This is a genomic window from Chloroflexota bacterium (assembly GCA_026706485.1).
Lineage (GTDB): Bacteria > Chloroflexota > UBA11872 > UBA11872 > UBA11872 > JAJECS01.
Genome location: JAPOYR010000006.1, coordinates 133,599 through 157,106, shown reverse-complemented (window position 1 = coordinate 157,106; position 23,508 = coordinate 133,599). Strand labels below are relative to the sequence as shown.

The following is a 23,508-nucleotide window of genomic DNA, read 5'->3' as shown; positions in this document are numbered from 1 at the left end:
CGCGCTCCTTCATCGACCCTGCCCGACGCCGTTCGCCGTCATCATGGCAGCCCGAGGGCTCAGCCGGCCGGATTTCGCGCGCGTTGGATGCCGTGGCTACGCTAGATCCGTGAGTGACAAACGGCCCGCGGTCGAGTTGGCGGGCGATCAGGAATTCCCGGCGCCCACCGGCCGCACGCCGGACGATCTGGCCTATTGGGTGGCGCTCAACGCCGTGCGCGGCATCAGCTCGGGCGCCGTCTGGGCCCTGCGGCGGGCGTTCGACAGCATGGAGCGCGCCTGGGGCGCATCCGCCGGCGACCTGCGACGCGCCGGGCTGGAGGCCAAAGTCGTCGAGCAGCTGCTCGACGCGCGGCGCGACATCGAGCCCGAGGCCGCGTTGGCGGCCCTGGAGGAAGCGGACGGGCGCGCCATCGCCTGGGACGACCCGGCGTATCCCGCCAGGCTGCGGGAGATTGCCGATCCTCCGGCGCTGCTGCACGTCCGCGGGGACATTGATGTCCTGTCACAGGACCGGGCGGTTGCCATCGTTGGCACGCGGCGCATGAGCACCTATGCCCGGCTGGTCACCGAGCGGCTCGCCGGCGACCTTGCCGGCAGCGGGATCACCATCGTGAGCGGCATGGCCTCGGGCGTGGACAGCGTGGCGCACCGCGCGGCGCTCGAAGCCGGCGGGCCGACCGTCGCCGTCTGGGGCACGGGGCTCGGCACCGTGTACCCGGTCGCCAACCGATCACTGGCGCGGAAGATTGCGGACCAGGGCGCCATCGTCACCGAGTATCCGGTGTGGATGCGCGGCTCGGCGGAGAACTTCCCCCAGCGCAACCGCATCATCAGCGGGCTCGTGCTGGGGACCATCGTGGTCGAGGCGCCGCTGCCGAGCGGGGCGTTGATCACCGCGCGCTACGCCATCGAGCACAACCGCGAGATCATGGCGGTGCCCGGCGACATCTTCCGGAGCGGCAGCCAGGGCACAAACGCGCTGATCTTTCGCGGCGAGGCGCGCGCCGTGACCTCAGCCGCCGACGTGCTGGACACGCTGGGCATCAGCGTCGATCCGGTCCAGCTTGCGCTGCATCCCGTCGTGGAGCCGGACGCCGACGAGCGGCCCATCGCCGATCAGCTCAACGCCTCACCCAAGCACATCGACACCCTGGCGCAATCCGCCGGACTCCCCGCGCACCGAGTCTCGGCCATCCTCACCATGCTGGAGCTCAAGGGCCTGGCCCGGCACGTGGGCGGGGGCCGCTACGTCCATCCGCGACCCGAGCCGGCGGGTGGGCAGAGCGGCTAGCCGCACGAACCGCTGGTGCACGGATGCTGCAGATTCACAGCTCCGGCTCGCCGGGAACCACGATCGGTCCAACGCACATGCTGGGAAGCTCAACCTCCACCAGGCACGGCGTCCGCAGCTCGCGCCAGAAGTCCATGGGCGGGATGTCGGCCACCTGCGCCAGATAGAGCGTCATCATCGTGCCGTGGGTGACCACGATGGCATCCGCGGAATCCGCTTCAAGGACGGCGTCAATCGCGGCGCTGAATCGGTCGCATGCCTGGCTCGCGGTCTCGGAGCCCAGGACAAGCCGGGTCGGCTGGGAGAAGAACGCTTCAATCGCTTGCTCGAACTCCTGGGTGGTGGGAAAGAACGGCACGTTGTGTCTGTGGTGCTCTTCGAGCCCATCCTTGACGCGTATCGGGATGTCGAGCGCGCTCCCGACGATCTCGGCAGTCTCGACGGCCTTGGGCTCGCGGCTACACCAGATCCGATTCGCGCCGTAGTCGCGAAGAAGGGCGGCCATCGCTTTGGCCCGGCGCCGCCCGCGCTCGCTGAGTCTCCATTCGGCCGCCGGAACGTTGCGCCCAATCCGAGGCTGCGAGTGCCGCACCAGCACCAGCTTTCGCACGTTGCGCTCCTGCGAACGATGGTCTATCGCTGGAGCTTACGACCGACGAGTTCCGGCGGCGCTTCGGGCTCGTGAGATATTCGACCGCATCGTAGGGGCGAACACGCAGCGCTGGCGCATGAGCGAACGCGGGTACACATTTGGCGATACTGACGTCGCCGCCACGCGCCTACGGCTCGCTGCCAAAGTGTTCCAGCCGGAGATGGTGAGCTTCCTGGCGCAAGCGCATGCCGGGCCGGAGTTGGCCTACGACCTGGGCTGCGGGCCGGGCTTTACGACACGCATCGTGGCCGGCATGGCCAAGTCCGGGCGCACCGTCGGACTCGACACCTCCAGCCGCTTCATCGCAACGGCGCGGGCTCAGCCAACGGCGGGCGTCGAGTATTTCGAGCATGACGTCACGCGCACGCCATTTCCCTTCGGGCCGGGCGATCTTCTCTTCTCGCACTTTCTTCTGCCGCATTTGTCGGACCCGCCATCGGCACTCGCCGCCTGGGCCACGCAACTTCGGCCAGCAGGTCTGCTGCTGTTGGACGAGGTCTCGGACATTTGGACGACACATCCGGTGTTTCAGCGCTACCTCGAAATGGTCGAGCAGGTTGTCGCTGCCGGTGGCGGCCAGCTCTATGCAGGCAAGGCGATGGAGCAGCTGATTCCCGGCGACGAACTGGCCGTTGTTTCCAGTCGCCTTGTCGAGCATCCCGTGCGCACGGCACAGGCGGCAGCAATGTTTCGGCTGAACATCGCCAACTGGGGCGCATCGCCCGCAGCGAGGGCAGTATTCTCTGCGCCGGTCATCGCCGAGGTCGCGGCTGAGCTCGATGGACTCGCTGCATCGCCGTCAAGACGCGAGATTGTCTGGGGTATGCGCCAGGTGATTTGCCGGGCCGCTATCACTGCATGACGCGCGAGCTGAGCCGGCGCGGGTCGGATTGGTCGACCTCACCCGACAACGCTTGCATGATGGTGGCCCGACGAGTAGGCAGGTGGCAGCGAGAGAGGCTGGGATTGCAGATCAAGGGCGTCGACTTCGTCTGGATCGTCGCCGCCGACGTCGATCGCACCGCGCAGTTCTACCGTGACGTGCTGGGGCTTCCAGAGACGGGAATTCAGGATGACGACTGGCGTGAGTTCCAGGCGGGGTCCGTGACGCTGGCCGTCACGCCGGCGCACGTGGGCCTTGAGCCTCCCAGAGTGCTCGTGGCGTTCGCAGTTGAAGACGTCGACGCCGCCTTGGCGGAGGCCCGTGACCGTGGCGTCGAAGTCCTCCACGAGACACGCGATACCCCGGCCTGCCTCAACGCCATGGTCGCCGACCCCGAAGGCAATCCGATCTGGTTGCACCAGCGACACGACGGAACGTTCGGCTAGCGCCGCGTATCATCAACGCCATGCCCCGAACCTACGCCCCGAGCCGCTGACGTGCGTCGCCGGCACCTTGGGATTGTGGCGTTCATCGCGGTCATCTTCGCGCTGGCGCTGTACATCGTGGTCCCGAACTCACCCGGCTTCCCGGTGCAGGTCGGCACGCGTGACTTCTCCGACCTGGAGTTTCGGCAGGGATTGGATCTCCAGGGCGGGTTGCACGTGCGCTTCGAGGCTGACCCCGCGCCCGGCCAGGAGGTTGACCCGGATGCGATGGAGGCCGTGCGGCAAATCATCGAGAACCGCGTCAACGCGTTGGGCGTCGCCGAGCCCGTCATCCAAATCGAGGGCGACACCCGGCTGATCGTTGAGCTTCCCGGTCTGGGCGGTCCGGACCCAAATTGTGACCCCGCGACCGAGGAGTGCGCGGACCCGCTCGACGACGCGATCGACCTCTTCCGCGAAACCGGACAGCTGCTGATCGTCGATACCGGTTCGCGTCCCTACCCGGACGACGAGGTCTTCGTGGCCGATCCGGAAGACGTTGTGCTGCGCGGGGCGGACCTCCAGTCGGCGCGCGTCGAGTTCGATCAGCTCGGGGCGTCCATGATCGCCTTCGAGCTCAAGCCGTCGTCGGGCGAGCACTTCGAGCGACACACCAGCACGCACCTGGGTCAGTGGCTCACCATCACCGTCGACGACATCGTGATCAATTCGGCGGTGATCGAGGCGCCGATTCGCGACGAGGGCGTGATCCGCGGCACGTTTACCCCGGATGAGGCGCGCCGGGTGGCCATCCAGTTGCAATACGGCGCCCTGCCGGTGCCGCTCAAGGTGGTACAGAACCTGACCGTGCGACCGACGCTTGGCGAAGAGTCGCTGGCGCTGTCGGTGCGGGCGGGCATCGTGGGCGCGGTGCTGGTGCTGGCGTTCATGGTGGCCTACTACCGCGCCGCCGGCGTCGTAGCGGCGCTGGCGCTGGTGGCCTACGTGATGCTCGTCTTCGCCATCTTCAAGCTCGTGCCGGTCACCCTCACCCTGGCCGGCGTGGCCGGCGTGATCCTGTCGCTCGGCGTGGCCGTTGACGCCAACATCCTGATCTTCGAGCGCACCCGCGAAGAAGTGCGCCGTGGTCGCGCGGTGCGCCGGGCCATCGAGGCCGGATTCAACCGCGCCTGGCCCTCGATCCGGGACTCGAACGTCTCCACGCTGCTCATCTGCGCCGTGCTCTTCGGCTTCGGCAGCGGCGGCGTGCGGGGATTCGCGCTCACGCTGGCGATCGGGGTGGCGGTGAGCATGTTTTCGGCCATCACCATCAGCCGCACGCTGCTGCGGCTGGCGGTGCTCGTGCCGGGCGTTGACCGGCCGCGCTGGTTCGGCGCGCGGTCCGCGCCCGAGGAAGGCGCGGCCTGATGTTTGACATCGTGGGCCGCCGCGGCTGGTGGTACCTGGTGTCCACCGTGCTGCTCGCGCCGGGCATCGCGGCGCTCTTGACCGGCGGGCTGAAGCCCGGCATTGACTTCACCGGCGGGACGCTGCTGCAAGTGCGCGTCGCGGCGGAAACCACGCAAGAGGACGTCACGTCGGCCGCGCAAGGCGCCGGATTTCCTGAAGTCGTGGTGCAGATGGCGGGCGAGAGCGACGCGCTGCTCCGAGTCCGCGCCATCGACGTTGACGAAAAGGACGATCTGCTCACCGGCCTCAGCGACGCCACCGGTCCGGTCGAGGAGCTTGGCTTCTCGGCCATCGGGCCGGTCGTCGGCGAAGAACTCACCCGCGCCGCCATCATCGCGGTGGCCGTGGCCTCGGGGCTGATTCTGCTTTACGTCACGTGGGCCTTCCGTGGCATGCAGCATTCATTCCGCTACGGCGTGGCGGCCATCGTGGCGCTGCTGCACGACGCGCTGTTCGTCCTTGGCGTGTTCGCGATCCTGGGGCACGTGCTCAATGTGCAGATCGACGCGCTGTTCGTGACTGCCCTGCTCACGGTGATCGGGTTCTCGGTCAATGACTCCATCGTCGTCTTCGACCGCATTCGGGAAACCAACCGTGACTACGTGCATCTGGACGACCACGAGCGTCCCGCCATCGCCAGCATCATCAACCACAGCGCCAACCAGAGCCTGACGCGGTCGCTCAACACCTCGTTCACCGCGTTGCTGGTGCTGCTCGCCCTGCTGCTCCTGGGCGGGCCGACGATTCGGGACTTTGTGTTGGCGCTTTCCCTCGGCTTCGCCATCGGGACGTACTCGTCGATCTTCAACGCGGCCTGCCTGGTCGCTTCATGGGAGCAGCGCGACATCCCGCGCATCTGGCGCCGGGTGTTCCCCTGGCGCCGCGCCTCGACGACCTAGGGGACGTAGCCCCAGCGCGCCTCGGCCTCTTCGGCCTCGGCGATGGCCGTCTTGAGGCGGTCGGCAGCGTCCAGGGCCTCGGCGTACGGCGTCGTGCCCACGAGCACGTGCACCTCGGCCGCCTCTTCGGAAAGCTCACGCACCCGCGCCACCCAGGGCGACAGCTCCGCGTCGGAGTAGGTATGGGCCATTGACTCGACGGGATTGGCCTCGGTGCGCGGCCAGGCGTCGGCGTCGCGGCCATGGAGCCGCACGACGCTGAGGCGGTCTGTGGTGACGGCGACGGTGGGCGGTCCGGCCTCTGGTCGATCGGGCGGGAAGTCGGCCACCACCAGGGCCATTTCCAGGTCGATCAGACACTCCAAGGTCGCGTCCTGCTGGCTGGGCACGTCCCAGCTCGGATGCCGAAACTCGGCGGCCAGGGGTAATTCGGGGAGAAGTCCGCTGACGTGCCCCAGGTATTCGCGAGCCTCGTCCCCGGCCCCGAACCACGACGGAAACTGCAGCACCACGCAGCCGAGCTTGCCGGCCTCCGCCAGCGGCGCGAGCGCCTGGGCAAAGTCGTCGAACAGCACGTCGGGCGGCACCACCGAGACCTCTTGCCACGACCGCCGTCCGATTGGGCCCGAGTCGCCCGGGCGCCGCTGATGCAGCGTGAGGCCGCCGAACGCGATGACGTCGATGCGAAAGTCGTCCGGCGCCTGGTCCGCCCACTCGGCCAGCCGCTCCGGCTTCGGAATGCCGTTGAAGGTGTTGGGCGTTTCAACCACGTCTGCCGCTTCCGCGTAGTGGCCCAGCATCTCCGCCGGCTTGACGCGCGGCGGGTAAAAGTCTTCGAGCCGTTGCCAGCCGCGAATCCCGAACCTTCGCGTGGCGCTCACTCGTCGCCCTGGCGCTGCATGCGGTCGAACTCCCGCGCGGCTTCGCGCTGCCGCCAGCGCTCGATCATGGGCAGGCCGGGACCAAATACCGCCCAGCCGTGCAGCGCCAGTGCGATCAGCCAGAACACCACCGGCCAGAAGAACCAGATGAAGTTCGGGGTGGCGATGATGTTGACGATCAGCAGCAGGATGGCAACGGCCGCCCATACCGCCGCGTGACCCGCGAAGCCCAATCGCGCCCGCACGCGCTCGGTCGCGCGGCGGTAGGCCTCGGCGCGGTCGCTTGGTGACGGGTCAGGCATCTACAAGGAGCCGGTAGCGGGCGGCATTCTACCCGCGCACTCGTGGAATCCACGCCGGCGGTAGATCGGCGTGACCGGAGATACGACGCACCGCCTCTGCTTCATTGGCGTAGGGGCAAACGCCCGCCGTTTACGAAACCAGATCACTGAGCCATGGACCGGCCCAGTAGATGATGATCACCGCCGCGGCGAGCCAGCCGACGACGGCAGCCTGGATCCCGCGGTCGCGCAGCAGCACGGTCGTGGGGTCCCACACGCCCTCGCCACTGAACGCGCGCAGCATGAACCGCGCGATGCCATACAGCACGAACGGCACGGTAAAGACGAGTCCCCTTCCGCCAAACTGCTCCGCCGTCTCCGGCGCGAGGCTGTAAATCGAGTAGCAGACGACCACCGTCGCGCCCACCAGGACGATCACGGCGTCGACGACTTCCGGCGGCACGTCGTTCCAGGTTCGCCGGAGGCCCCTAGCCTGCGCGTCCGCCTGCGTCAATTCGGCACGCCGCTTGCCGAGCGAGATAAGCAGGGTCAAGAGAAACGTGCAGAGGATGAGCCAGCCGGAAAACGGAACCGATATGACGACCGCTCCGGCGATGGCGCGGAGGACGAACCCCGCGGCTACCGCCATGCCGTCCAGGAACGCCACCCGCGAGAGCCACAGGCTGTAGACCACGTTGAGCGCGAAATAGCTGCCGAGGACGACCACGACACCGGTGCCGAGCAGCGCGGACAACCCCACGGCCAGCGCCCCCAACACGACACCGGTTGCGACGGCAGTGGCACGGCGCAGCCGTCCCGCGGCCACCGGCCGGCGCGCTTTGTGGGGGTTTCGACGGTCGCGTTCGGCATCAACCGCGTCGTTGATGAAATACACGCCGGACGACAGCGCGCAGAAGATGGCGAACATGGCCACGGCGCGCAGCACGTCGCCGCCGTCCGTGAGCCGTTGCGCAAAGACCAGTGGCGCCAGCACCACGACGTTCTTGAGCCATTGGGCCGGCCGGGCGGTCGTCGACAGCGCGGCCAGTAGCTGGGTCATGGAGCCGTTAGGGCCTAATTCCCGCGATCGCGACCAAATGCGCGATAGTTGGGTAAGCATAGGGCCTGGGCATCCGCCCATTTCGGCCGGGTAAGCCCTGAGAGGAGAGCCTTGTGACGGTGATCGAGTCGACCCCCGCGCTGGTCGCAGATTCCTACGCGCGTGCGCGCGCACGCCTGGCCACGGTCCGTGAACGACTCGACCGCCCGCTCACGCTGGCTGAAAAGCTGCTTTTCGGCCATCTCGACGACCCGTCCACCCAGGACCTGACGCCGCTGGAAAGCTATTTGCAGATTCGTCCCGACCGCGTGGCGATGCAGGACGCGACCGCGCAGATGGCCCTGCTGCAATTCATGCTCGCGGGTCGCGACACGGTGGCGGTTCCCTCGACCGTGCATTGCGATCACCTGATCCGGGCGCACGTGGGCGCCGACGCTGACCTTCAAACGGCGTTGCTCGAGAACAACGAGGTATATGCCTTCCTCAAGTCGGTCAGTGCACGATACGGCATCGGCTTCTGGGCGCCGGGCTCGGGAATCATTCACCAGGTCATCCTGGAAAACTACGCGTTTCCGGGCGGACTCATCATTGGCACCGATTCGCACACGCCCAACGCCGGCGGCCTGGGAATGCTGGCAATCGGCGTGGGCGGCGCGGACGCGGTGGATGTGATGGTCGATCTTCCCTGGGAGACGTTGCAACCCCACGTCATCGGCGTCCGGCTCACGGGCGAGCTCAACGGCTGGACCGCGCCGAAGGACGTGATTCTGAAGCTCGCGGGCATCCTCACCACGAGCGGCGGCACGAACCGGATCATCGAATACTTTGGACCAGGCACGCGCGCGCTGGCGTGCACCGGCAAGTCCACCATCACCAACATGGGTGCCGAGCTGGGCGCGACGACATCCGTGTTCGCCTACGACGAGCGCATGGCCACCTATCTGCGCGCGACCGAGCGCGCCGAGCTGGCCGATCTGGCCGACGCGAACCAGGATTTGCTGCGCGCCGACGCCGAGGTCGAGCGCGATCCCGCATCGTTCTATGAGCAGGTGGTCGAGATCGACCTCTCAGAGCTCGAGCCGCACGTCGTGGGGCCGCACCGGCCCGACCGGGCTCGGCCAGTCTCGGCACTGGAAGCCGAAGTTGAGGCCGAAGGCTTCGCCGAGCAGATCTCGGCCGCCCTGCTCGGCAGCTGCACCAACTCCTCCTATGAAGACATCACACGCGCCGCCGACGTGGCCCGGCAGGCGTCCGCCGCCGGTCTGCGCGCATCCGTGCCGTTTCTGGTCACGCCGGGATCCGAAATGGTGCGGGCGACGATCGAGCGTGACGGCCAGCTGGCCGACCTGGAAGCCATTGGCGGCAGCGTGCTCGCCAACGCCTGCGGCCCCTGCATTGGCCAATGGCGCCGCGAAGATATCGAGCCGGATGCCGCGGGCGGCAAGGCCCTGGCCACCAACTCCATCGTCACGTCCTTCAATCGCAACTTTCCCCGGCGCAACGACGGCAGCCCCAACACCCAGGCGTTCATCACCAGTCCCGAGCTCACGGTGGCGTTCGCGCTCAGCGGTCGTCTGTCATTCAATCCGCTCACCGACTCGCTCGCTGGCAACGGGCTGCGCCTCGACCCGCCCGAACCGGCTCCCGACGTGCCGGCGGACGGCTTCACCGGCCGGCGCCATGGCTATGTGCCGCCGCCGGCGGACGCCGCTGGGGTCGAGGTGTCGATCGCCGCGGACAGCGAACGGCTGGAACGGCTGACGCCGTTCGGAGCGCGATCGGCGGAGCAGTTTTGGTCCATGCCGGTATTGCTGCGAGCCGTGGGACAGTGCACCACGGATGCCATCTCCCCGGCGGGCCCCTGGCTGCGCTACCGCGGGCATCTCACGCGCATCAGCGACAACATGTTTACCGGCGCCAACAATGCCTTCGCGGACGCACCGGGCGCCGGCCGCAACGTGCTCACCGGCGCCGTCGAGGAGCCGCTGGCGCAAGTCGCCAAGGCCTACGCCGCGGCCGGTCTCGCCTGGGTGGCCGTGGGCGACTCGAACTACGGCGAGGGCAGCAGCCGCGAGCACGCAGCCATGTCGCCCCGCCTATTCGGCGCAGGCGCCGTGGTGGTGCGCAGCTTCGCGCGGATCCACGAGACGAACCTCAAGAAGCAAGGCATCTTGCCGCTGACCTTCGTGGATCCCGCCGACTACGACCGTATCCAGGCCGACGACCGGGTGAGTCTCTTGGACATCGATCGGCTGGCGCCTGGGCGTCCCCTGGCGGCACGCATCGAACACGCGGACGGCTCACAGGAGCAGATCCAGCTCGATCACACTCTGACCGACGACCAGATCGAATGGTTCTGGGCCGGGTCGGCCCTCAACCTGCTGCGCGAGCACGCCGGCGACTAAGCCCGCTTGTCCCCAATCTGAGGGTTAGCCGGCGGCCAACTCCAGCTGGGGCAAATAGGGCTGCCAGGTTGGGTCGACGCTGCCTCCGGCGACGTGCCAGACCAGGTGGGCAATCGCCGATTTCGGGCGGCGTGGCTGGCGCAGGAGGCGCATGCCCGCCTCGCGCGGGGTGCGTCCGGCCTTGCGCAGATTGCAGCGGCGGCACGCGGTCACCAGGTTCTCCCAGCGTCGTCGACCGCCAAGCCGCCGCGGCACGACATGGTCCACGGTCGGCTCGATGATCGTCTCGGCGCAGTATTGACAGCGATAGCGATCCCGCACAAAGACCTCACGCCGGCTAAGCCGCACCGTCGGACGCGGGCGGCGGACGTGGTAAAGCATGCGAATGACCGAGGGCCGCGGGTAGAGCTGGCGCACGCTGTAAATCGGCGCCCGACCGTTCTCCAGCAGCTCGGCCTTGCCCTTGCTGAGCAACACGATGGCGCGACGCGTGCGGCAGACGTTGAGCGGCTCGTAGTTTTGATTGAGAAGCAGAACCGGTTCGTTCACTGGTCCGCGCGCTCGGCGTCACTCGGCGCGCCTATGCTACAAGGCACGGCACGCGCAGGCGGCCGACCGCGACCCGACTTCGCCGCATGGACCAAGAACCACCCGCCGAGCACCACTACCTCCTCCGCTACGCCAAGACGGGCGACGCCCGGTATCTGTCGCTGCACGACGTGCGCCGGGCGTGGGAGCGCGCCACGCGCCGCGCCGGTCTGCCATTGGCCTATAGCCGCGGATTTCGCCCCAAGCCCCGGCTGACCTTCGGCCCGCCGCTCGCGGTAGGGTCCGAGGGCCTGCGCGAGGTCGTGGTGCTGTCGCTGCGGGAGGACGTGCCGCCGGAGTCGGTTCGCGAGCGGCTGGCCTGCGCAACCGCCGACGGCTTGGCCGTCGGCGATGTCCAACGGGTCGCGCGACGCAAGTTCAAGACGGCCTGGGCGACCTATGAACTCCAGCCTGAGAATCCGCCCGACGACCTGGCAACACAGGTGGAGCAGCTGCTCGCGTCGCCCGCCGTCGTGATTCAGCGCGACGCCCGTGGCGGCCGACCCTCCCGGCCGCGGGACATTCGACCCGGGCTGATCGAACTCGCGGTTGGACCGGACGACGGTCTGCATGCCCGCCTGAGCCTCCGGGACGGCTCCATCGTCACGCCACGCGATCTCGCGTCGGCGCTGGGCGTCGAATTCGGCGGCGTCGTCAGGACCGAGATCGAGACCGAGCTGCCCGAGTGAATGCCGCGCGCATCCGCGCCGCCCTGCATGCAGTCGGCGCCTCTCCCGTGGACTCATCGAGGATCGAACACATCGCGCGGGGGACATACCGGGTGCGCGACGGTTCCCGAATTCTCGCCTGCAAGCTCTTCGACGGACGGCAGGCCGGCGAGCGAGCGCGCACGGAGGGCGGCGCTTATGCCGCCCTTGCCGCGCGCGGCGCGCCCGTTCCCCGGCTTCTCGCATTGGACGAAGCGAATGCGGCAATTGTCCGCGAATGGGTTGCGGGCCCCACCCTGGCACAGGCGTTGCGTGGCGAGGCGGCCCGGCCCGCGTGGGAGCAAGTATCGGGCGCCTGGGACGCATTGCTGGCGGCGCTCGACGCGTGGACCGACGCGATGGATCCCGCGCGCGTCAGGCGGGCGCACAGCCTCCGCCGCTCGGAGGTTTCAGAAGTCGCGGAGGCGCTCATCGGCTCGGGCCTCCTGCAGCAGGAGGACCCGGCGTGGAAAGCAGCCGCAGAGGAGATTCGCCAGCTTGCCGACATCATCGGTTCGGCCGCCGTCCGGACGGTGCCGCTCGATCTGAATCCGGGCAACGTCATCCTTGGCCCAAGCGGAATCACTTTCGTTGACCTGGAAGCCTTTGGACTTGATTCTGCCGAGTGGTCGTTATGTAAAGCCACAATGCTGCCGCACGATTCAACATCCGGTCGCGCCGGGCAGGCCCTCTTAGCCGGTCAAGGGGACGCTCCGCTTCCAAATACCGACTCGCAGTTTCTGGCCGGTGCCCTACTGCTCGCCCTCGCCGACGCCGCCGGCCTCTGGCGCCCCGAGCCAGCCCACCCCGTGGGTTTGACGCTCGTGCGGCGGCTCTGCGCGCGCACAACAATCGTTCCGCACCTTGCCGCCGCGCTGGTCTAGACTCTGGTACACGACACAGGGGATCGACCCATGAGCGAAGGCTTCCAGCCGCGGTCGCGCGACCTGGTGATCGGCGGCATTCCCTGGATTGCCCGCATGTCGGACAAGGCTCGCGCCAAGGCCGACGGGACCATCGACGACTACATCTACCCGTGCCCCATTGACAAGCGCGTGCTGGGCGAGCTGGGGATTTCGGCGGATGAGTTCATGCGCATCGCCACCGCCAGCGACACGGACGCAGAGCTGGTCGACGGGGTGCGCGAGGCAAGCAAGGCCGTCAGCTAGCCGCCGGGTGTCGGAGCGCCGCGACGACCTGATCGCGTTTCTGGACGCCACGCTGGACGTGGCCGCGTTTCCAGACTATGGGCCCATGGGCCTGCAGGTGGTCGGCAGCGAGCGCGTCGAGCGGGTCGTCACCGCCGTCAGCTCCAGCCTGGCGCTGTTCGGGCAGGCCGCGCGAGTCGGGGCGCAACTAGTCGTGGTGCACCACGGGCTCTTCTGGGACCGTGACAGCCGGGTGGTCACTCGGGTCATGCGCGATCGGCTGCGCGCGCTGTTCGACGCCGACATCAGCCTGGCCGCCTACCACCTGGCGCTGGACGCGCACGACAGCCTGGGCAACAACGCGCAGATCGTGCGGGCCCTCGGCCTCGAGCCTGAGCCCACGCCGTTCGCGATGAGCGGTGGTCAGGCCATCGGCAAGATCGGCCGTGCGCCTCAACCGCTGACGCCCGCGGTGCTGGTGGAGCGCGTCGAAGCCGCCATTGGCCGACCGCACGCCACCTGCATGCACGGACCGGCCTCGATTCGGCGCGTCGCGGTGTGCAGCGGCGGCGGCGCGTCGTTTATTCAGGAGGCGCAGGGCCTCGGCGCCGACGCCCTGCTCACGGGCGACATGGCCGAGCCGGCGGAGATGCTCGCGCGCGAGCTTGGCATCCATTTCATCGCCGCCGGGCACTATGCCACCGAGGTCTTCGGGGTTCGCGCCCTGGCCGGCCGCATCGCCGAGCAGCGCGACTGCGAGGCGATGTTCCTCGACCTGCCGACGATCGCTTAGCCCCGCCGGCAGGGCCGGCTCGTGACCGGCTCGACGCAGACTCAGGCTGAAGCCGTCGCCGCCTGCTTCCGGATCCCACGAGCGGCGTAGTAGGCGACACCGCGGCCAATGATCCGGCTGGCGAACGCTGCGACAAGCACCACCATTGCCGCCACGGCCGCGAGAATGCCGATGAGCAGAACGTCCTGGTCGCCGCTGGCCGCGCGTCGCACCAGCTCTACAACCAGGCAGACCAACGCGACGACGGCCGCTAAGCAGCCCGCCCGGATGGCAATGTAGGAATAGTTGAGCCGGCCGAGCGGCCCACCGTCGATGCCCGCTTCGCGCAGCGAGCGGGCGTGGAGGGCCGCCGACACGTCGCCCCCGGCGCGCTCCACGTGTGCGTGCAACGGCCCGGGGGTCGTCTCCGCCGCCAGCAACGCGGCAAACTCGCTCACCCGACCGGGGATGCGCCAGAACGGCTCGTAGTCCAATGCCAATCCAACCATGGTTCGCGTGAAGAAGTAGCCGAGCACCACGAATGCCAGCCATTCGATGGTGAGCGAGGTGCGCCCGAGCCACGGGTCGCCCTGGATCCCGATGAACCCATCGATCACCGTGCGGCCGGCCACCAACGGCCCGACGCCGATGGCCGCGTAGAGCGGAACGTCGGCAATGTGTCGCAGCATCGCCATTCGCTGGGACTAGCTCGCGACGGCGGACCGGGACCAGGCGCGGTCGCGAAAGGCGTCGGGCACCGACATCGGACGCACCGACCGCGCCACCAGCCCGTCGGTCGTGCGCTCCGCCATGACAATCGCCCAGCCGCCGACGACTACGCCGTCGGCCTGATCGGCCCGCGGCAGGGCAATGTCAACGTCGTTGCCGAGAATGGTGAACACGCTGATCGTGCCACGCGAAACGCCGGTGACCTCGCCGATGGCTATGACCGTGCCAGCCAAAGCGCCGGCATCCTTGCGAGTCGGGAATCGTTCGCCGCGCTTGCCGCGGACATCGCGATCCCAGCTGCCCTTGCCAAATGGGCCGCGCCCAAACCTGCTCGGCGGGCGGGCGAATCCAGGCTTGTAGCCCGGTGGGGGCCCGAATCGTTCGCTCCAGCGCCCCACGTCGACGTTGCTCACATAGGCCACCGACCCGCCGTCGTCGTCCGCCAAACGGTTGGCGACGGAGAGTCCCAGAGCCGCGCCGCCGACGGCCAGCGCCACCAGCGCCAGAGCGACATTTCGAGACACCGAAGGCAGCCGCGCACGCCAGCTTTCCGGAGTCGGCTGCGAGGGCTCCTGCGGAGCTTCGCTGCTCATGCCACCGAGTTTAGGTCATGCCACCGTGGCGCCCGATCATTGAGCCGGCCGGCGCCGCGCCAGTAAACTGGGCACCCAGCCTCCGTAGCTCAATTGGCAGAGCAGCGGACTCTTAATCCGAAGGTTGTAGGTTCGATTCCTACCGGGGGTACCACCGCTGGGAGGCGGCCCGTCCTGCCTCCGAGCGACCCGCGTCGGCATTGCGGCCGGGGTTTCGGCCGGCCGCCTGGCGATTCCGACCCGTCGTCAGATCGAGAGCGCGCCCGCGCGGCCCGACAGACTCTGGCGTAGACGGCAGCCGCCCGCCAACGGTGACCTGGGTGTAGTGCCCACAGCGATGTAGGACGCGGCTGACGGGTAGAAGACCGCTCCACGAGCACGGCCATCTCCACCGGATCGGGACCGACCGGCAAGGCGCTCGTCTCGGTGCGGACCGCGTCCGGAAGGCCGGCCACTGGGCCGTGCATGTGGTCGGCCCGGCCCATGGATTTCCCCCGGACTCCATCCGACCGCAGGTGAGCTGAGGGCGGGCGGGCCGGTGGGCGGCCTGGCTGAATGATAAGTCCTACAGAATCATTCATATTTTTATATAGCTAACGACCAGTTTGTTATCTATCTCATAGTGATAGGCGCCTAGAATCCCGTCATGACCACTGGTGTGATATCCGGCACGTGCGGTTCCGGCGTCCGTGGCGGCCCGGACCGTGCGGCGCGTGCGCGCGCCGCCGTCGGGGCCAAGGCGCCCGTGGTGGACCGACTGGACGAGGTCCGCGCGCACGAGCGCAGAGCGGTCATGAACGACGACTCCAGCCAGGGGAGACGCCGCCGTGGGGCGGGTGGCGATGTCCGAAAGACACCACCGCCGTGCCCCCGGCGCTAAAGCTCACGGGCGCCGCGGTCGCGTGGCGATGGGCGGTCGCGGCGGTCTTGCTGCTTGGGCTGGCCCTGGTGGCCGCAGGCCGGGCCAACGCGAGCAGCCACTGCAGCTCGCAGGCCAGCGCCGCCCTGATCCGGGACTGCCGCACCCTGATCGACCTGAAGAGCGAGCTCGACCCCAACGGCACGCTGAACTGGGCGGAGGGCACGCCGCTCGCGTCGTGGCAGAAGATTTCGAGCAACGCGACGGCGGGCGTTAGGTGGATCGACTTCAGAACCAGGACCGACCCCAGGCTGGCGGGGACCGTCCCGGCCGGGCTGGGCAGCCTCCCGAACCTGGAGCGCCTGTGGTTGCCCAACAACGACTTGACCGGCTCGATTCCTGCAGAGTTGGGCAACCTCTCGAACCTGATCACCTTGCACGTGGGCGGCAACAAGCTGACCGGCTCGATCCCCGCGGAGTTGGGCAACCTGGCGAACCTGACGCATCTGCTGCTGGAGCACAACCAACTGGACGGCTCGATCCCTGCCGAGCTTGCCAACTTGAGCAGCCTGCAGAGTTTGAATCTGGGCAGGAACGAGCTAAGCGGTTCGATCCCGCCCGAGCTGGGCAGTATCGCCAGCCTGACGGATTTGGCCCTGCGGGAGAATCAGCTGACGGGGTCGATCCCGCCCGAGCTCGGCAACCTGAGCAACCTGACGAAGCTCTACCTGCAAGACAACCAGCTGACCGGCTCGATCCCCACCGAGCTGACCAATCTCTCAAATCTGGCGGACATTCTGCTGAGCGAAAACCAGCTCACCGGCTCGATCCCGCCTGGCTTCGGCAGCCTGAGCAAGCTGTTTCAGCTGTCCCTCTGGGACAACCAGCTGACCGGGTCGATCCCGCCCGAGCTGGGCACCATGAGCAACATGCAGTATCTGTTCCTGGATACGAACCAGTTGACCGGGTCGATCCCGCCCGAACTCGGCAGCCTGAGCAAGCTGGTGTGGTTTCAAGCGAACGCCAACCAGTTGGACGGCTCAATCCCCGTCGAGCTCGGCAACCTGAGCAAGCTGAAGTACCTCTACCTGGACCAGAATCAGCTGACCGGAGGCATTCCTACCGAGTTGGGCGACCTTACGAGGCTGGTGCAGCTGTCGCTGCACCGGAACCCGGATTTGGGCGGGTCGATTCCCACCTGGCTGGGCAGCCTGACGAACTTAACGACACTGTTGCTGGACAAGACCGGGTTGACCGGTGAGGTCCCGGCCGAACTCGGGCAGCTCTCGAAGGTCCGGGTGCTAGGGCTGTCGTGCAACGACCTCAGCGGCAGCCTGCCCGACGCACTGGGCAGCGCCGGCAGCGGGGTGACGGGCAACGACAGGCAAGGCAACCCCTTGAAGACGGTGCTGCACCTGCAGGGCAATCGCCGGTTGCAGTTGGCGACCTCCCAGCTTCCGGCCAGCCTGGCCACACCGCGCACCAGCCCCGAGCTGGAAGTGGTGCGCAGCGGGCCGTGCCGGGGCGACACGGAGCTCGACCGGGACTTTTTCCCCGTGCGCGAGGAAGAGTCCGAGCCCGAGCCCAAGCGGGAGTCCAAGCCCAAATCCAAGCCGAAGCCCAAACCCCCGCCGCCTCCGCAGCCCAAGGTCATCGGCGCCACCGCCGCCGCCCAGGCCATCCTGCCGCCGGACGATGGAGCGCCTTTGCGGCTAGAGCGCCGCGACCTGCCGGGCACGGTCCTAGAGTTGGACATCGGCAGCGTCTCCGCCGACCGGCAGGACGTCGTCCTTGGCGGCATCATTCGGGACGAGACCAACGGTCAGACCTATATCATCGTGCGGCGCGAGCCCCTCGACTCGGACGGCGGGGTGGTGCGGCGCTGGGTGCCGCCCGACAGTCCGCTGGTCAGTCAGATCCCCTGGCCCGACGTGCTCGAGCGGTACACCGTGCCCACAGCCGTGCTCGCCGCGATCCCGCTGGACGGGCTGCCCACGGTGCCGCGGCAGGCGATACGCTTCGTCGGCAATGACGACGACCGCGTCTTCCGCTGGGACTCCGAGACGCACCAATGGCGGCACGTGCCGAACCCCGCGACGTTCCAGGCGCTGGGGCTCTATTGGTGCGACGTGGTCGTGGCCGACCCGGACTTCCTCGAGCGCCTGCCCGACGCGCTGATCGGCCCGCCGTATCCCGCGAGTTCAACCCCCGCCCGCGACGACTACCCCAACTGCCGCCCGGCCTGACCCGACGCACCGCCGGCAGTTGAAGCTCGCCAGGGCGCGGTGCGGGCCGCCCGTCGCCTCCCGGCCGGCCGCCGCTGATGGCTGCTGAGCCATCCGGTTCCTGACCGATGATCTCGGCGTCGTGGACCTGCGGAACGCCGCCCAGGGGCGTTCACCATATCTCCGAACGCCTGTTTACCCTCAATCAGATCTGGACAGCGGCGGGGGCTCGGGCGAAGGCGATGCGAGGCCCAGGCGTGCGAAGTTGACCATTGATGCAACGGTCTCCGATGAATGGTGAGGTAAGACTCCGACCTCACCTGTCCTCCGTCTGCGACATCTCCTCGACGGCCATCCGGTAGCCGACGCGGGGTTCGGTGAAGATGAACTTCGGGTTGTCCGCGTCGTCGCCCAGCTTGCGGCGGAGCCTCTTCACCACGTCCCGAACCAGCCAGGGATCACCAACCCGTTCCGGACCCCAGACCCGCTGCAGCAGCACGCTGTGGGTCAGCACCCGGCGAGCATGGACCGCCAGCTCGTAGAGCACCGCGTATTCGGTGGCCGTCAGTTCCACCGGTTCGCCGTCCACCGTCACCCGCCGTTCGGCGTAGTCGATGCTCAGCCCAGCGGCGGCATAGGGTCCCGACGGCTCGTCCTGGAAGGGCTCCAGCCGCTTCCGCAGGGCCGACCTCATCCTCGCCGCCAGCTCCGTCGGCGAGAAGGGCTTGACCACGTAGTCGGTCGCCCCCATGTCGAAGGCCCGGGCGACGGTCTCATCCTGGCCGTACACCGAAAGGAAGATGACCGGCACGTCCGCCGTCTTCAGGATGTCGGTCATCAGCTCGATGCCGTCACTCCCCGGAAGCATCAAGTCCAGCAGGACCAGGTGGGGACTCTCCTGCTCCATGAGGCGGGGAACGTCGGCCGGATCGCCGGTGACGATGGGCGCGTAGCCCGCCCTGGTGAGGACGTCTCGGACGTACCTGAGCGCCTGAGGATCGTCGTCCACGGCCAGGACGCGGACCCGGTTCCCGGCTGCCTGCCGCGAGGCGGGCAGGGACGGGGCGGGCGCGGCGGTTGCGGCCTCTGCCACCGTGGGAAGGGTGAAGGTGACCCGCGAGCCCAAGCCGGGTCCCTCGCTCTCGGCCCAGATGCGGCCGCCGTGGGCCTCCACGATGCCCTTGCAAATGGCAAGCCCCAGCCCCGACCCGTCGACGCCGCCCCCGGCGGCGCCGTACTGCCGCGAGAACTTGCGGAACATGTGGGGAAGGCGATCCGCCGGTATGCCTCGTCCCTCGTCCGCCACCGACACCGCCAGGTCAACTCCCTCTCGCGCCACCGTCAGCAGAATGGGCGACCCGTCGGGCGAGTACCCGGCAGCGTTGGACAGCAGGTTGCTCAGCACCTGGACGATGCGCCGGCGGTCGGCCAGCACCAGGGGCAAGTCCGGCGCCAGCTCCACGTGGAGGGCGTTCCTCGCGCCTCCGGTCTGGAACATGCTCTTGGCGTCAGCCACCAGCAGGTGCATGTCCGCGGGCTCCGGGTCCACGGAGAGCGAGCCCGTCTCGATGCGGGCCACGTCCAGCAGGTCGCCGATGAGGTGGCGCATCTGGTCCGCCTGCTCGCGGATGATGTGGAAGAACTGCGTCATCTCGGCGGGATCCAGCTCGTTGGCGGTCTCCAGCAACGTGGTGATCGAGCCCTTGACGGCCGCCAGGGGCGTTCTGAGCTCGTGGCTCACCATGCCCAGGAACTCGGCCCGCAGCCGCTCCTGTTCCTCCAGCGGCGTCAGGTCCTGGAGGGTGACGACGAAGGAGACCAGCCGGCCGTCCTCCGCATGGATGGGGGTGGCGTTGAGCAGGGCGCTGACGCTCCGCCCGTCGGGCACCTGCAGCATGATCTCCTCGGCCCGGATCGTCTCCCCCGAACTGAGCACCTCGGCTAGGGGAAACTCCCGCAGGGAAACCTCCCGGCCGTCGGCGCGCATGCAGGTCACCACCTCCAGCAGGTCCTGCGCCGGCCGGTCTCCGTCCCGAAGACTGTCCACGATGCGCGTTACCTCCCGGTTGGACGACACCGGCGCACCGGTCTGAGCGTCGAAGACCACAACACCCACCGGCGAGGTGTTCACCAGCGTTTCCAGGTCCGTCCTGGCCCGCCGCTCCTCCCGGTGCCTGCGGGCATTGGCGATGACCAGCGCCGCCTGGGAGGCGAACATCACCAGAATTTCCTCGTCGGCCTGGCTGAACTCCGCTCCAGCGTCGTCGCCGCCCACGAATACGTGGCCCACTCGCACGCCCCGGTGGAACATGGGCGCCGCCAGGAAGGAGAAGACGCGCACCGGCAGAGGGATGCTGTAGTCAGTGAATCCCAGGGCACGGAGGTATTCCGCCACGTCGGGGACCCGCATAGGCTCCGAGATGCCGGTGAGGGACTCGAAGACTCGCAGCCCGTCCGGCATGAGCCACAACTGCTCGGCCTGCTCCGCCGTCAATCCCGACGACAAGAAGTCCTGCACCTGTCCCTCGTCATCGAAGACCGTCATCACCCCGTATCGGGCAGCTGTCAGAGAGCGAGCAGAGTCGAGCACCCCCTGCAGCACCGCGTCGAATTCCAGGCTCTCATTGATGCGATGGCTGGCCGCGCTCAGCCGCGACAGGCGTTGCCGCAGCGCCGCGATCTCCCGGTCACGGTGGTCTGGCTGGACCAAGGCATACCTCCCCGCTTGGGCGCGTCCGTGCATTCGCGGGCCCAAGTAGATCGCGAATCATGCAAGCCTATACATATATTCACACAAAAATACGCTGGGCAATACGCGTATCATAGGGTTCGTCGGGGAAGTTTTGATGGCCGTGGGTGTCTCCGGTCCGAAGGGGGCTCACGTTGCCGTCGAAACCCGGGCGGAACGCCTAGGAGGAACCACTTCACTGTCAAGGCCAGGAGCACCCGATGTACGCCACGCGGCAGATTCCCTGCGCCGGTGCTTTGGCGCAGCCGGTGAAGATCTACCTGCTGGGGCATGACCTGCGTGACTGGCGCTACCCCGCGTATTGGGCGTTTGTGGCGTTCAGCCCATTCGGGCCGCCAGGATTCTCGAACGGGCGCTCCTGCGTCGAGCCGTCGGCTCTGCTGACGGTTCGGGACCGATGCAGGTGTCGATCCCGGGTGATTGCAGGGAACGCCATCGCCCGTAGCCCTCGTCGTCTGACGGATACTTGGCGAGGAGATCAAACCCTATGCCGCACCCCGAGTTAGCCGTCGTCACCGGAGCCTTCGGCTACACCGGTAGGCACGTCGCCAAGCGCCTGCTCGACTTGGGCGTCGCGGACGATCACCCGGCGCCAAGACGGAGCGATCTCGCTCGGCGGCCGAGTAGAGGTGGCCCCGGCGAACTTCTCCAACCCGGACGGGCTGCGCCGCTCGCTCGAAGGAGCCGACGTCCTCTACAACACCTACTGGGTGCGGTTCGCGCGGGGCCAGACCACCTTCGATCGCGCCGTCGCCAACTCCGAGGCGCTGTTCACGGCGGCTGCGCAGGCGGGCGTCGGCAAGATCGTGCACTTCTCCGTCACCAATGCCGCGTCGGACTCCCGGCTGCCCTACTTCAAGGGCAAGGGACAGGTGGAAGAAGCACTGCGGCGCGTCGGCGTCCCCCACGCCATCCTCCGGCCGACCCTGGTCTTTGGGGAAGGCGACATCCTGGTCAACAACATCGCCTGGGCGCTGCGCCGCTTTCCGGTCTTCCCGGTCTACGGCGGCGGTGACTTTCCCGTGCAACCTGTGTACGTCGGAGACCTCGCGGAGCAGGCCGTGGCGGCCGGATCCCAAAGCGGCAGCTCTGTGGCCGACGCCGCCGGGCCGGACACGATGTCCTTCGAGGCACTGCTGCGCCTGCTGATTGCCGCCTTGGGCGTACGCAGGCGGTTGCTTCACACGCCCCCGACGGTCGGGCTCGCGCTGACCGCGCTGGTCGGTCTGCTGATGCGGGACGTGGTCCTCACCCGCGACGAGATTTCCGGACTCATGGCCGGTCTGCTGACATCGGATGCCCCACCAACCGGCACGACCAATCTGAGCAGCTGGCTCGACCGGAATGCGGACGGCCTCGGTCGGCGGTATGTATCCGAACTCGGGCGCAACTGGCGGCCCTTCGGCCGGTAGCGGCGGCTGGCGGCGACCGATGGGTGTGGCTTACGGAGTTCACGGCTAGCGAGCGCGTCAGATCGCAAACGATCGCCCGAATCCCCCACTCTTCCGAATCTCATAGCCAGCGGGCCGCCAGCGTCCGGCGAACATTCGGGCGTGACCGCCGTCGTGCGCGTGGCCCTTGGGATGCATGTTGCACAGCGGATTGCAGGAGTGGCGGGGGGTTGGCAGCCGCTGAGGAAAGTTGGGATACCCCGAGTATCTGGACTCTTGACCCGACGGTTGGTGGTTCGATTCCTACCGAGGGCACCAAGTCTTGGCGACGGCTTCCTTTGGCACCGGACACGGGGACATCAGGGCGCTTTCTCTCTGATCCGTTGACGCCACGGAGTCCCTTCACCGGCCAAGCCGCATAGAATAGGCAGCCTCGGCAATCTCGGATACCGCCGCCCATGCCATCCAACGTCGAGTACGACAGCGAAGCCCGCACCTTCGACTGCGCGCCCACCCTCACCGACAGCCAGGTGCTCGAGTTCTGCCGCGACGGGCACCTGCTCCTCGAAGGCGTCGTGCCGGACGAGATCAACCAGAAATGCTGCGATTACTTGGACGGCAAGATTCCACTGAACCCGTTCATGATGCCGCCGGGGATGACGCTGGACGAGCTGGAGCGCATCCGCGACTCGCACGAACCCAGCTCGATCCTGCTCGAGGACTGGTTCATCGAGCACGTGCTGCTGAATCCGCAGCTCGCGGGCGCGCTGCGGTCGCTGCTGGGCGCCGGCGTCGGCCTGCCGGTGATCACCAGCCACCACAAAGTGGAGTGCCCCATGCCGGCGCAGGGTTGGCATCAGGACGCGGATCACATCTTCGGTCCCGAGCTCAACTTCCTGGAGGTCTTCTACTTTCCGCAGGACACGCCGGCCGGGATGGGTCCCACGGAGGTTTTCCCCGGCACTCACATCGGACCCAACAAGCGCGACTTCGAGGAGCAGGGCATCCTGCTCGAAGGTCCCGCCGGCACCATCGGCATCCACCACCAGAGCATCCTGCACCGCCGCGGCGTCTCCACTTCGACCGGCCGACGGCGGATGCTGAAGTACAACTATTGGCGCTCGGCCGAGCCGCAGCGGGATTGGATCGTGGAGGACGACTTTGACTTCCACACCGCCTACTACGGCGGCCACCGCACCGCCATATTCGTGGCGCACATGTTCTATTGGCTCTGCGGCCGGGACGACGACTACCGCGTCATCGGCGGGCAGGCATGGCCCTGGCGCACGCCGCAACAGGTATTCCCGTCCATGGGATACAACGCCAAAGAGGGCTACCGCCCCGACTGGCGCCGCACCGGCCCGGACACCTTCGCCCTGTAGCCGCCGGCGGCGGAGCCCAGTTCGCTAAGGCGGCCCGGTGGCCCAGACTGCACGGTGGCCCGGGCTGCGTGCAGCCTGGGTGAGCGCGAACCTTGAACGTTGGCGTATCCTTACT

General features: G+C 67.9%; 21 protein-coding genes and 1 tRNA gene. 14 read left to right on the top strand and 8 right to left on the bottom strand.

Translation table 11 applies throughout. The features are described 5' to 3' along the window. Positions 1 to 109 precede the first annotated feature (109 nt). On the top strand, positions 110 to 1,294 hold the full coding sequence (gene dprA / locus OXG79_05485) for a DNA-processing protein DprA (protein ID MCY3783221.1): 1,185 nt from the start codon (positions 110 to 112) through the stop codon (positions 1,292 to 1,294). A gap of 34 nt (positions 1,295 to 1,328) precedes the next feature. Here dprA and OXG79_05480 read toward each other — a convergent pair whose 3' ends face one another. After that, positions 1,329 to 1,904, bottom strand: coding sequence for a histidine phosphatase family protein (locus tag OXG79_05480; GenBank protein MCY3783220.1), 576 nt, complete (start codon positions 1,902 to 1,904; stop codon positions 1,329 to 1,331). 241 nt (positions 1,905 to 2,145) lie between these two features. Here OXG79_05480 and OXG79_05475 point away from each other — a divergent pair, with 241 nt between their 5' ends. From OXG79_05475 to secF, 4 genes are read left to right on the top strand one after another with little or no spacing between them, the layout of a single operon-like run. After that, on the top strand, positions 2,146 to 2,808 hold the full coding sequence (locus OXG79_05475) for a class I SAM-dependent methyltransferase (GenBank protein ID MCY3783219.1): 663 nt from the start codon (positions 2,146 to 2,148) through the stop codon (positions 2,806 to 2,808). Continuing rightward, positions 2,805 to 3,275: a VOC family protein gene (locus OXG79_05470; GenBank protein ID MCY3783218.1), complete on the top strand. Its 471-nt coding sequence runs from the start codon at positions 2,805 to 2,807 to the stop codon at positions 3,273 to 3,275. Before OXG79_05475 ends, OXG79_05470 begins: the two co-directional genes overlap by 4 nt. Positions 3,276 to 3,326: 51 nt before the next feature. Then, complete coding sequence (gene secD / locus OXG79_05465) at positions 3,327 to 4,682, top strand: protein translocase subunit SecD (GenBank protein MCY3783217.1); 1,356 nt, start codon at positions 3,327 to 3,329, stop codon at positions 4,680 to 4,682. Further along, complete coding sequence (gene secF, locus OXG79_05460) at positions 4,682 to 5,623, top strand: protein translocase subunit SecF (protein ID MCY3783216.1); 942 nt, start codon at positions 4,682 to 4,684, stop codon at positions 5,621 to 5,623. Before secD ends, secF begins: the two co-directional genes overlap by 1 nt. Here the strand turns inward: secF and OXG79_05455 are convergent. The 3 genes from OXG79_05455 to OXG79_05445 all read right to left on the bottom strand — a co-directional run bounded on the left by OXG79_05455 (position 5,620) and on the right by OXG79_05445 (position 7,845). Next, positions 5,620 to 6,504: a DUF72 domain-containing protein gene (locus tag OXG79_05455; protein ID MCY3783215.1), complete on the bottom strand. Its 885-nt coding sequence runs from the start codon at positions 6,502 to 6,504 to the stop codon at positions 5,620 to 5,622. The genes secF and OXG79_05455 overlap by 4 nt on opposite strands. Further along, positions 6,501 to 6,806, bottom strand: a complete 306-nt coding sequence (locus tag OXG79_05450; protein MCY3783214.1) for a 2TM domain-containing protein — start codon at positions 6,804 to 6,806, stop codon at positions 6,501 to 6,503. The genes OXG79_05455 and OXG79_05450 overlap by 4 nt, the downstream gene beginning before the upstream one ends. 130 nt (positions 6,807 to 6,936) lie before the next feature. Beyond that, entirely contained in the window at positions 6,937 to 7,845 is a 909-nt protein-coding gene (locus tag OXG79_05445; GenBank protein MCY3783213.1) for a UbiA prenyltransferase family protein, read from the bottom strand. 113 nt (positions 7,846 to 7,958) lie between these two features. Between OXG79_05445 and OXG79_05440 the strand changes: the two genes are divergently transcribed. Further along, on the top strand, positions 7,959 to 10,250 hold the full coding sequence (locus OXG79_05440) for an aconitate hydratase (protein MCY3783212.1): 2,292 nt from the start codon (positions 7,959 to 7,961) through the stop codon (positions 10,248 to 10,250). Between the two features lie 24 nt (positions 10,251 to 10,274). Here OXG79_05440 and OXG79_05435 read toward each other — a convergent pair whose 3' ends face one another. Continuing rightward, complete coding sequence (locus OXG79_05435) at positions 10,275 to 10,799, bottom strand: HNH endonuclease (protein MCY3783211.1); 525 nt, start codon at positions 10,797 to 10,799, stop codon at positions 10,275 to 10,277. Positions 10,800 to 10,885: 86 nt separating this feature from the next. Here OXG79_05435 and OXG79_05430 point away from each other — a divergent pair, with 86 nt between their 5' ends. From OXG79_05430 to OXG79_05415, 4 genes are read left to right on the top strand one after another with little or no spacing between them, the layout of a single operon-like run. Beyond that, on the top strand, positions 10,886 to 11,527 hold the full coding sequence (locus OXG79_05430) for a TIGR03936 family radical SAM-associated protein (GenBank protein ID MCY3783210.1): 642 nt from the start codon (positions 10,886 to 10,888) through the stop codon (positions 11,525 to 11,527). Beyond that, positions 11,524 to 12,429 (top strand): phosphotransferase, encoded by a 906-nt coding sequence (locus tag OXG79_05425; protein ID MCY3783209.1) that lies wholly within the window; start codon positions 11,524 to 11,526, stop codon positions 12,427 to 12,429. Before OXG79_05430 ends, OXG79_05425 begins: the two co-directional genes overlap by 4 nt. A gap of 30 nt (positions 12,430 to 12,459) precedes the next feature. Next, entirely contained in the window at positions 12,460 to 12,714 is a 255-nt protein-coding gene (locus OXG79_05420) for a DUF5069 domain-containing protein (protein MCY3783208.1), read from the top strand. A 7-nt stretch (positions 12,715 to 12,721) separates the two neighbouring features. Beyond that, positions 12,722 to 13,486, top strand: coding sequence for a Nif3-like dinuclear metal center hexameric protein (locus OXG79_05415; GenBank protein ID MCY3783207.1), 765 nt, complete (start codon positions 12,722 to 12,724; stop codon positions 13,484 to 13,486). 41 nt (positions 13,487 to 13,527) lie between these two features. On the opposite strand, the gene OXG79_05410 is transcribed toward OXG79_05415, so the two are convergent. Together OXG79_05410 and OXG79_05405 are read right to left on the bottom strand one after the other, a co-directional pair. Continuing rightward, entirely contained in the window at positions 13,528 to 14,160 is a 633-nt protein-coding gene (locus OXG79_05410) for a hypothetical protein (protein ID MCY3783206.1), read from the bottom strand. A gap of 9 nt (positions 14,161 to 14,169) precedes the next feature. Continuing rightward, positions 14,170 to 14,787, bottom strand: coding sequence for a hypothetical protein (locus OXG79_05405; GenBank protein ID MCY3783205.1), 618 nt, complete (start codon positions 14,785 to 14,787; stop codon positions 14,170 to 14,172). Positions 14,788 to 14,865: 78 nt separating this feature from the next. Here OXG79_05405 and OXG79_05400 point away from each other — a divergent pair. Together OXG79_05400 and OXG79_05395 are read left to right on the top strand one after the other, a co-directional pair. Further along, positions 14,866 to 14,941 (top strand) — tRNA-Lys (locus OXG79_05400). 710 nt (positions 14,942 to 15,651) lie between these two features. After that, complete coding sequence (locus OXG79_05395) at positions 15,652 to 17,892, top strand: hypothetical protein (GenBank protein MCY3783204.1); 2,241 nt, start codon at positions 15,652 to 15,654, stop codon at positions 17,890 to 17,892. A gap of 295 nt (positions 17,893 to 18,187) precedes the next feature. Here OXG79_05395 and OXG79_05390 read toward each other — a convergent pair whose 3' ends face one another. Then, entirely contained in the window at positions 18,188 to 20,581 is a 2,394-nt protein-coding gene (locus OXG79_05390) for an ATP-binding protein (protein ID MCY3783203.1), read from the bottom strand. 668 nt (positions 20,582 to 21,249) lie between these two features. On the opposite strand from OXG79_05390, the gene OXG79_05385 reads away from it, so the two are divergent. Together OXG79_05385 and OXG79_05380 are read left to right on the top strand one after the other, a co-directional pair. Then, positions 21,250 to 22,032, top strand: coding sequence for an NmrA family NAD(P)-binding protein (locus OXG79_05385; GenBank protein ID MCY3783202.1), 783 nt, complete (start codon positions 21,250 to 21,252; stop codon positions 22,030 to 22,032). Between the two features lie 437 nt (positions 22,033 to 22,469). Further along, positions 22,470 to 23,393, top strand: coding sequence for a phytanoyl-CoA dioxygenase family protein (locus tag OXG79_05380; protein MCY3783201.1), 924 nt, complete (start codon positions 22,470 to 22,472; stop codon positions 23,391 to 23,393). Positions 23,394 to 23,508: the final 115 nt, after the last annotated feature.